Consider the following 1,434-nt stretch of genomic DNA (forward strand, 5'->3'; position numbering starts at 1 on the left):
GATGCCACCTTCGACGACTTCCTCCCAAGGGTTAGATAATCGGCTTCGGGTGTTTCCAACTTCCGTGGTGTGACGGGCGGTGTGTACAAGACCCGGGAACGCATTCACCGCAGCATTCTGATCTGCGATTACTAGTAACTCCAGCTTCATGTGGGCGAGTTTCAGCCCACAATCCGAACTGAGAATGGCTTTAAGGGATTGGCATGACCTTACGGTTTAGCAGCCCTCTGTACCACCCATTGTAGCACGTGTGTAGCCCTAAGCATAAGGGGCATGATGATTTGACGTCATCCCCACCTTCCTCCAGGTTATCCCTGGCAGTCTCTCTAGAGTGCCCAACTTAATGATGGCAACTAAAGACAAGGGTTGCGCTCGTTGCGGGACTTAACCCAACATCTCACGACACGAGCTGACGACAACCATGCACCACCTGTCACTGGTGTCCCCGAAGGGAAATCTCCGATTAGGGAGAGGTCACCAGGATGTCAAGCTTAGGTAAGGTTCTTCGCGTTGCTTCGAATTAAACCACATGCTCCGCTACTTGTGCGGGTCCCCGTCAATTCCTTTGAGTTTCACTCTTGCGAGCGTACTCCCCAGGCGGAGTACTTAATGCGTTAGCTGCGGCACCGAGGGGGGTAACCCCCGACACCTAGTACTCATCGTTTACGGCGTGGACTACCAGGGTATCTAATCCTGTTCGCTCCCCACGCTTTCGTGCCTCAGCGTCAGTTACAGTCCAGAGAGCCGCCTTCGCTACTGGTATTCCTCCTAATATCTACGCATTTCACCGCTACACTAGGAATTCTACTCTCCTCTCCTGCACTCAAGTCTTCCAGTTTCAAAAGCTGGCTACGGTTGAGCCGTAGAATTTAACTTCTGACTTGAAAGACCGCCTACGCACCCTTTACGCCCAGTAAATCCGGATAACGCTAGCCCCCTACGTATTACCGCGGCTGCTGGCACGTAGTTAGCCGGGGCTTCCTCCTCAAGTACCGTCATTATCTTCCTTGAGGACAGAGTTTTACGATCCGAAAACCTTCATCACTCACGCGGCGTTGCTGCATCAGGCTTTCGCCCATTGTGCAATATTCCCCACTGCTGCCTCCCGTAGGAGTTTGGACCGTGTCTCAGTTCCAATGTGGCCGATCACCCTCTCAGGTCGGCTACTGATCGTCGCCTTGGTGAGCTTTTATCTCACCAACTAGCTAATCAGACGCGGGTCCATCCTGTACCGGCTGACCTTTGATATCTGACAGATGCCTGTCCGATATGTCATCACGTATTAGTATACCTTTCGGTATGTTATCCGTGTGTACAGGGTAGGTTACCCACGCGTTACTCACCCGTCCGCCGCTCTCCCCCGAAGGGGTTCGCTCGACTTGCATGTGTTAGGCACGCCGCCAGCGTTCATCCTGAGCCAGGATCAAACTCTCA

At 53.1% G+C, this 1,434-nt stretch carries 1 rRNA gene; it reads right to left on the bottom strand.

What is annotated here, in order from left to right:
- Positions 1–1,434: ribosomal RNA gene (locus KQI18_RS13820) — 16S ribosomal RNA — on the bottom strand; the annotation flags it as partial.

It is taken from the genome of Metaclostridioides mangenotii, assembly GCF_018917235.1.
Taxonomy (GTDB): Bacteria; Bacillota; Clostridia; order Peptostreptococcales; family Peptostreptococcaceae; genus Metaclostridioides.